The sequence below is a fragment of the Calditrichota bacterium genome (assembly GCA_013152715.1).
GTDB lineage: Bacteria > Zhuqueibacterota > Zhuqueibacteria > Thermofontimicrobiales > Thermofontimicrobiaceae > 4484-87.
The window spans coordinates 88359-96674 of record JAADFU010000190.1; the positions used below are offsets into that span (position 1 = coordinate 88359).

The 8316-nt window shown below is 46.1% G+C and carries 5 protein-coding genes and 1 pseudogene; all 6 read right to left on the reverse strand.

Features of this window, described 5'->3' with window-relative positions:
- Positions 1-155: 155 nt before the first annotated feature.
- Positions 156-686 (reverse strand): hypothetical protein, encoded by a 531-nt coding sequence (locus tag GXO74_15025; GenBank protein NOZ62967.1) that lies wholly within the window; start codon positions 684-686, stop codon positions 156-158.
- A gap of 9 nt (positions 687-695) precedes the next feature.
- Positions 696-1055: a PspC domain-containing protein gene (locus tag GXO74_15030; GenBank protein NOZ62968.1), complete on the reverse strand. Its 360-nt coding sequence runs from the start codon at positions 1053-1055 to the stop codon at positions 696-698.
- 18 nt (positions 1056-1073) lie between these two features.
- Positions 1074-1490 (reverse strand): annotated as a pseudogene (locus tag GXO74_15035) (PspC domain-containing protein).
- A gap of 285 nt (positions 1491-1775) precedes the next feature.
- Positions 1776-4028, reverse strand: coding sequence for a T9SS type A sorting domain-containing protein (locus tag GXO74_15040; GenBank protein NOZ62969.1), 2253 nt, complete (start codon positions 4026-4028; stop codon positions 1776-1778).
- Positions 4029-4302: 274 nt separating this feature from the next.
- Complete coding sequence (locus tag GXO74_15045) at positions 4303-5337, reverse strand: UPF0164 family protein (protein NOZ62970.1); 1035 nt, start codon at positions 5335-5337, stop codon at positions 4303-4305.
- 17 nt (positions 5338-5354) lie between these two features.
- A partial coding sequence (locus GXO74_15050; protein ID NOZ62971.1) for a hypothetical protein occupies positions 5355-8316 on the reverse strand: 2962 nt, incomplete at its 5' end.

The following is an 8316-nucleotide window of genomic DNA, read 5'->3' on the forward strand; positions in this document are numbered from 1 at the left end:
AAGTTAGTGAGCGCTTGCAAGCGAAGGTTTGTAATTTTGAGGAATCAATTGTTGCCACAGATCGCATCTCATGCGTTCAAGTTAAAAACAGTAATGACCTGCCCGATTTATGATCAAACCGGGCAGCGCTGTCGAAATGACAGAGACGACGCATTTCAATTTTCGTCAATTCCAGGCCGGCGCAAACTATTGGCAATAATACCCAGCCCAACAAAAATAAGTATCACAGGCCAATAATCAGCGAAAAAATTTCCAATTTCCCAGTCAATTATCGATAATTTTCTCAATAGGAGAATTACGCCAAAAAATAGAAATAGGGAAGCAGGAATCAGCGATCCCTGATCGCGAGGATTTACCAGGAATAACGCCAAAAAGGCAAATCCCAAAATGATCAGAAAAATAGGCCAGACCTCGCGGACATAATAAAACGGAATGAGATCATAATTGCGCAAGGAGAAAAACAATCCGAGCAGGAGCAAAATTGTGCCGGGAAAAATGGCACCTCGATCCTTTTTGTCCGGCAACATCGCTTCAATCACGAGCCAAATACCCAATACTAAAAGAATCAGCGGATAAAGCTCGCGCCAACCAAAAAAGTTTGGCATTAATTTGTACAATAAAAGAATGATGCCTAATAGTATTAAAAAAACTCCCGGGAAAAGAGCAGATTTTTTTCTGTGTGCCATAGCTTTCTCCTATTCTTTTCCTTCTTGTTTCGATTTAGAATCAGTGGTGTCCTTCGATTCTTTTTGCTCGGGGATTTTTTTGACGCGTCGCGCTCGCGGTTTTTTCGGAGGCGCAGCGGCCGTTTCAGTCGGCTTTGGCTGGGGTGGCGTTTCCGGTATGGCAATCATCCAGACGATGTAGACGATAGCGCCAATCACTAAATTCGTCGCTAACGTAAAAACGACCCACCCAATTCTGATGAGCACCGGATCGATATTTAGCCTATCGGCTAATCCGCCGCAGACGCCGCCAATTATTTTTTCGCTATGAGAACGATAAAGCCGCGCAGGTCCCGCGTGTTTGCTTTTTTCGTCAGTTTCCTGGTGCAGCACATGAACCAAATATAAAATACCGAGCAAAATGATGATCAACGGCCAAATCACATCCCAGTCAAACGGCCAGAATCGAAACCAGTACCAATTAAACGGAATAAAGGGGAATATTTGCCAATCCCACCGATGGGCTAACAGCGTTATTCCCAGAATTATCAATCCGACTCCCCAATAAAGCGCCGTATTCTGTGGTTGCTTGCGGTCAGCCGCTGATTGAGACGGGTTCTCACGCATCACAATGAGACTGACAATATATATCAGAAAACCCCATCCGTTCACGAAAATTAATACCAAAAATAGAATGCGAATAATAACCGGATCGATATTAAAATATTCAGCGAATCCTCCGCATACTCCGGCAAAGATACGATCAACCTTTGAGCGAAAAAGACGTTTGGGTTCCGATGTCTGACTGTCTTTTGATATTGGCATCTCGTAATCCTTTCCTCATTAAATTACTGAGAAATTTAGTTCATTGAATTTTCTCTATTAAATAACGGAAAAATGCCAAAGTTGTTTCAATTTATTTCATATTTCTGGAGTAATAATTCTTGAAATCAACTGAGATTTCGCTACCGGACACTTTTCTATGGATGAATAATATTTCGCTTCTCGTCAGAATGGACTCTTTCATCGCTTCCCATCCCGAATTATCGAAAAAGGGAGAAAATAAGCACCATTTTCTCCCTTTTTCAAGTTACTTGAGAAAATTTTTCCTTATTTGAGGAACAGCATTTTCATTGTTTGATTGAAATCGCCTGCCTCAATGTGGTAGAAATAGACGCCTCCGGCCACAACTTTGCCAGTGTAATCTTTGCCGTCCCAGGAAACTTTGTACGTTCCCGGCGCTTTGTACATGTTCACCAAAGTGGCAATTTCCTGCCCCAGCATGTTGTAAATTTTGACGCTCACGTGGCTCAATTTGGGAATTGAGTAGGTGATCATCGTTGTCGGGTTGAACGGATTCGGATAATTTTGTTGCAAAGTGAAATTATCCGGAGTCACGCGTCCTTGAATAAGTTCATCCACAGCCACTCTCAGCGGCGCTTCTTCCACTGGCAGTGGCGGATCTAACTGAAATGTATCCACGGGGAATGTCCAGGTATCCGGATAAGTACCGTCGCTATTGGGGTTAATGTAGCGCGTGCGATAACGTCCGAAATCGAAACCGCCGCCCTCAGTGATATCGTCTGCGCCGTAACGAAACGCATATTCCATGCCATAAATAGTCGGGCCGTGAATCTCCAATGTCCCGGTATAAATGCCATCGCTGTTGTCATCAGTAAAAGTGACAAGCGTTTCATCGTAAGGGGTAATTCCCTGCCCGATTGCCCAATGCGGATCCTGCGGAATCAAAGTCACAGTATCAGTCGCCGGATTGAACGGAGTAGGCAGACTCATCGCCGGGTTCATATCAATTGTAAATGTCACGGTAACAGTTTTTCCCTCGGGGATTACGCCGCCATGAGGAATATCGTTCATATACTGCAACGGAGCCATCTGATCATCGGTGCCTTCAAAGACAATAGATCTATTGCCGCCGCCGCGGGTATAAGGAACTTCATATCCCCAGTCGCCATTGCTCCATAGAGTTTTGTCGTTATAATTCAGATAATATTTGTAATTCATTTCCGAGCCGACAATACCTTCTACCGACATAAGTTTTTCGTAAATCATCATTCCCGGCACTCGTTCCAGATAATCGCCGGAAGCCCAGCCATTAAATCCGCCGCGAATTTCCAGTGAATCCAGGTTACGATCGAAGAAACCAGCATCTTCCCATACCTGCATGTCCACGTTGAACAAAATGGCGCCCGTTTTGGTCACGCCGCTGAATTCGTCATCGTCGTCCCAAAAGACCACCGGCAAAGTAGCGTCAGCCATTGGATTGTCAAAATAACGATTGCCGCCGCTATTATCAATAACGTGATCTTCCCACATATCTGTGCCATCGGCTTTGTGAATGACGTATTTGTAAAAAATTGTGGGATCAGTGCCGATATTGAAAGCGCCGGTGTAAATGCTATCGCCATCCGCATCAGTACATTCTTCGTTATTGCCAGACCAACCGTTAAAACTGCCGCGCACAACAACGAGATCGCCATCGTTTGGTTTAAAAACTTCTTCGCGCAGCTTGATGCTCATATTTACCTGAAAAGTCACAAAAACATCCGCCGGTGGCGTATAGACACTATCTCTGTCAAAATAAGTCACGGGAAGAGTTTGACTTCCGGTATTTGCAAATTCTCGATTCGGATCAGATTCCCACACGTCCGATCCATCGGCTTTGTGAAGGACGTATTTGTAGTAAATCGTCGGATCTGTGCCAACGTCAAAAGTACCGGTGTAAACGGTGTCGCCATCGGCATCAGTACATTCCTGATCATTGCCACTCCAGCCGTTAAAACTTCCGCGAACGGCAACAATATCGCCCGCGCCGGGATCAAAAGTCATTTCCCGCTGTTTAATACTCATGTTTACCTGAAAAGTGACCATGCTGGCAGCAGCCTCAATAGTAAACTTTCCGTCAGTTGTGGTCGCAGCCGGATCGCCTTCGTTGAACACCATCTTGTTGAAATGTATCGTCGTGGTATCGCCGGGATTTCCGACAACGTCAAAATTAATGTAGATGAAAACGCCGCTGCCGGACATGGCGGCGGTGCCTGCGCCGACCAGATTGTATTGTCCGTCCAGGTCATTCACCGTAGGATCGCTCCAGGACTCCAAAATTGTCCCAGTGCGGCTAAATCCGGTTGCATCGAGCACATTCTGATCAAAAGTGACCGACATATCATAGGCTAACACATTCAGGCCTGTGACATCGCTCACCATGATGGGAATGGAAATGCTGGCGCCCGATTGAGCCATCGTGTCCGGAATTGTTAGCGTTATCGTCTGACCGAACGCCGTCACAGCTCCAAAAGCAACCAGGATCACCATCAATACTGGTAAAAAATTTCTTTTACTCATGTGGTCTCTCCTTAATTTTGGTTCACTCGTTTGATTTTGTTTTTTGCAAAAGCTACCCCTCAAAAAATCTTACCACCTCCTTTCATAAATATTTACTATGTTAAAAACAATGTAAAAATAACCTTTGCCCACCTCCTTTCTTAATTTAATATTTTGATTCAATTCTTCTGCCATGTTCTGACCTCTCCATTTGTTGGCGCTATCCAGCCCTTGCGTAACTTTTGTATTAAAATTATCCATTTGTCACAATTGCAACTCAACTGAAAAGCCATATTTAAAATCTCACCGCTAACGTGAACTGATGAATATTTCTCAAATGAACGAATTGTTCATACGTGTAGTCAATGCGGATTCGTCTTCCCCCGCCTAAAAAGTAATTCAAACCCATACCGACGACATAACGATCTTCCCGATTTTTCAAGCCCAACGATTTTATTCCGCCGCGAAAAGAAACCAATTTCCGCAATGTGGAGTATTCGCCGCCAATATTCACAGATTCCGTATTATCATTCGGATGCAAACCATCAATGGCAATGGTAAATTTTTGAAAATCAGTATCTACTAATTCGGTAGAAATACCCAGTCGCATAATCAGTGGCAGGTCAAATTTGTCAGTCGCCAGGTATGCGTTAACACTTTCATTATTTCCGGCAATCGAGGCATCGATATCCTTTTGTACAAGCAAGTCGTCGCCCATGATTTGCATTTTTTGTCCGAAATTGCTGATACTGGCGCCCAAACGAATACCGCGAAACGGCGTATCGAACAGCGTGCCAATGTCCACAGCGATGGCGCCGGCAGAGGAATTCCAAATTCTTTCTGTCACATATTTCACGGTGCCGCCGATAGTAAAATTATCCGTCAAATTTCGCGCAAAGGAAATTCCGGCAATGAATGAACCGGCAGAAAATGTCTCTCCCGTGCCTTCGGGCTCGGACTCCGTAGTGATGTCCATCTCATCCATTGTCAGCGCAGAAAAGCTGACGCCGATCGTGCCTATTTGCGCCAAAGGTAAAGTCAAACCTACATAATCAAAACGCAAATCCGCCAGCCAATTGGAATGCATAAATACAAACTCGCTTCGGTCGAGACGCGCGATTCCGGCAGCGTTCCAGTACATGGCAGTGGCGTCGTCAGCGACAGAGACAAACGCAGCTCCCATTCCAAGGGCGCGAGAGCCAACGGGGATACTGAGCACCTTTGCCGCCGAAGTGCCAATTTTGGTTACTTCTTGTGCGCGAAGGATCGCCTGCGTCGTCGTCAGCAATAGCAAAATTATTAGAAATGTATATTTTCGACTCGTTTTCACGTCTCCATCTCCCGTAATTATTTTATGATAGCAAATTTCCCAATTCTTTCTCCAATTCCCGGCGCGTCCACATGATAAATGTAAACGCCGAAGGAAATCGTCAAATTATCTCGCGTGAGAACGTCCCATTCCGCAGAACCGTCATCAATGGCGCTGTTGTGCTCAATGGTATCGACCAATTCTCCGGACACCGTAAAAATTCGAATTGTGCACTGCCGCGGCAAATGATTGAAATGGATCGATCTCGGCCCGCGGCCGGTGGTGAAAAAATTTCTACCTTCCCAGATTGCCGTTGCCACATAAGGATTGGGCACGACTTTGATGCGATCCAATTGAGATTTTGCTAATTCTCTGTCAATGTAGGGCGACTGAGTGGCAAATTCAAAAACCACATTGCTGAGAAAGGGCTTTTTTAGGTACAAATAGGCGGTATCGCCTTTAGCAGGATTTCTGTGCAGCGTATCAAATACAACTTTGAAACGCCAGCTCGGCGACAATACGCCTTCGGAATTTTCTTCCATAAATACGATCACATCCGATTCGAGATAACTTGCCGTAAAAATCCCGTCATCGCCTTCCGTCTCCCAGAATGCAAATTTCACTTTCGCCGAATCCGTCATATTGAACACCGTGAAGTTCACCGGTTTGGGATTTAAATCAATGCGGCGCACTTTCAAATAAACAGAAGTATCCATGCCAACATCGCCAAACACGATTTTGTAGTCCTTGGGATTGGGAAATCCAACCAGAAATCCCGCTTGAAATGGCTTGAGCGACAGCGGCATGATTTCGTCGTCATTCCAGCGAGAAAGAGTCTGATTTAATTCAATCACATCTTCATTGTCCAAAATCAAACGGAATCCATCTGTCATGGGAATTTCTTCATAAGCCTTGAGTTTAGGGCTATTCAGAATCAACGTGTCAATTCTCCCTTCGGACTCAAACGTCACGTCAAACAGCGAAAAATCCAGTGTTTTCAGCGTGTCCGGTTCGGACTGCTTTTGTCGCGGGACCAGAGTATCCCGGAAGGTAATGCGATAATTATGATTATCCGGAATGATTTGCGGATCGACAATGTCGTACATGATTTTCCCGGTTGTATTGCCAATTACTGGTTTGTCGATATTCACCAACGTCGGCGCCACATATCCGGCTGAAGGCGCGTCGGGAATTACGCGCTGCACATTGGTTCCCATTTTCACTTCCCCGGTCACTTCCACGGTAATGGGAATTGGCGTTTCACTCGGGGGAATGTCGGCCCAGGCCGCGCCTCGGTCGTAAGCAGTAAGTGCGTAATAGTAAGTCTGCCCATTAATTACATCTTCATCCACCCAGGAGTGCCGTAGTCCGGTGTCACTGCCCAAATTAAAATGAGCGCCGTTAATGCCAAGAGAATCTAAACCGGTAATGCCATCTTTCAAATCAAATTGCGCCACTGGCTTGTAAAAAGTCAAATTTCCGTCAGCGTCAGTGATGACATAAGCGTCTTCAAACGCCGGATCCGTGGCTCTGTAAATGCGGTAACCTTCAAAATCAAAAGGTTCGGCGCCAATATCCTGCATAAATTTGTCAAAAGATTTCTCCGCCTTATTATTCCAGTAAAGCGTGACTTTTCCGTCGCCGGGAATCGCTTTCAGCACCGGCAAAATCGGTGCTTTGGCAAATTGATAATCCAAATCGTAAGTTTTTTGGGATACCTCTTTATTGCGCAAAGCATCCTTCTTGTCTTCGCCCAGGTTTACCGCCATGGAAATCCGCACGCGTCCGCCTGCTTTCAGTGGAAAAAGGCCGGAAGAAACAAATAAATCCCAGTCGCCATTGACAGTATTAATGCTCGTGTCCCAGAATTTTCCCGGAATCATCCAGCGGCTCCAGGTTCCTTCATCCTGTTCAGTGTGAAAATTCCCCGCAGGTTGGTATTGGACATTCGTCAAACCCAACTGGTCGGACTCAGAAACATCCGTCACGTCGATATTGGGCTCGCCCGGGAATCCCGTTCCGGCGCCGCTGGTGGGAACGCCGTCTCCCTGACCCGTGTCATAGGTCAGCGGATTTCCGTCAAGACCAACATCATCGTTCACCGGGTCCCAATCTCCGTCGTCGTCGATGAAATTATCCCGGCGCTCGTCAATCATTTCGTCAATGCCCTCGTCAATCATCTCGTCGACCGCGCCATCGCCGTCATTGTCGATGCCGTCGGCGTATTTTTTACCCAAATCTTCCGCACCCAAATCGTACAGCGTAATGCCATTTGCCGTTACATAACGGCCATTTTGGCTGGCAGCCGCGTCAATCATCTCCTGCGTTACCACCGGGCTGTTATCTTCGCCATCGCCGTTATTGTCGATCCAATCGCGGTAAGCTTTGCCAACGTCTGTTGCGTCTTCATCGTAAAGACCGTTATTGTTGTCGTCTTTTCCATTGCCATTAATTTCGCCGTCAGTCATTGAGTCCGTGACTACCGGGCTCAGCGGCTCGCCGTCGCCGTCATTGTCGATGTGGTCGCGAAACCCGACGCCCATTTGATCGGCAAAAGCGATGTGCGTTTTATTTTCGTCGATCAATCCATTTCCGTTATCGTCGATTAAATTTGTCGGATCTTCATCGGCAATCATGGTTTCTGTGACTATCGGCGAATTTTCTTCTCCGTCGCCGTCATTGTCGATGCCGTCGGTCGAATTCCCCGGCGTTTCCAGAAATGAAGTCGCCACGACGCCAACTTTGTCATCGCCAAAATTTTGATTTCCGCGTCCATCCGTATCCGTACACCAGGCAATATCATTCAACAAGTCAAAATCCGAATGATCGTCCTGACTATCGCCGTCCCCGCCAACCAAATCAAAGACAAACAACGTTACCGCCGCTTTGTCCAGGTCTTTGGTACCGTCATTTCTAATATCATAAAGCACAAAAACAACGTCGTTCACTAAAATCTGTGACCACTGCATTACGCGCACATCTACCAGCAAACCCAGACCG

Coding starts and splice junctions, on each gene's coding strand:
- GXO74_15040 (NOZ62969.1), bottom strand. CDS start 4,028: ATGAGTAAAAGAAATTTTTTACCAGTATTGATGGTGATCCTGGTTGCT.
- GXO74_15025 (NOZ62967.1), bottom strand. CDS start 686: ATGGCACACAGAAAAAAATCTGCTCTTTTCCCGGGAGTTTTTTTAATA.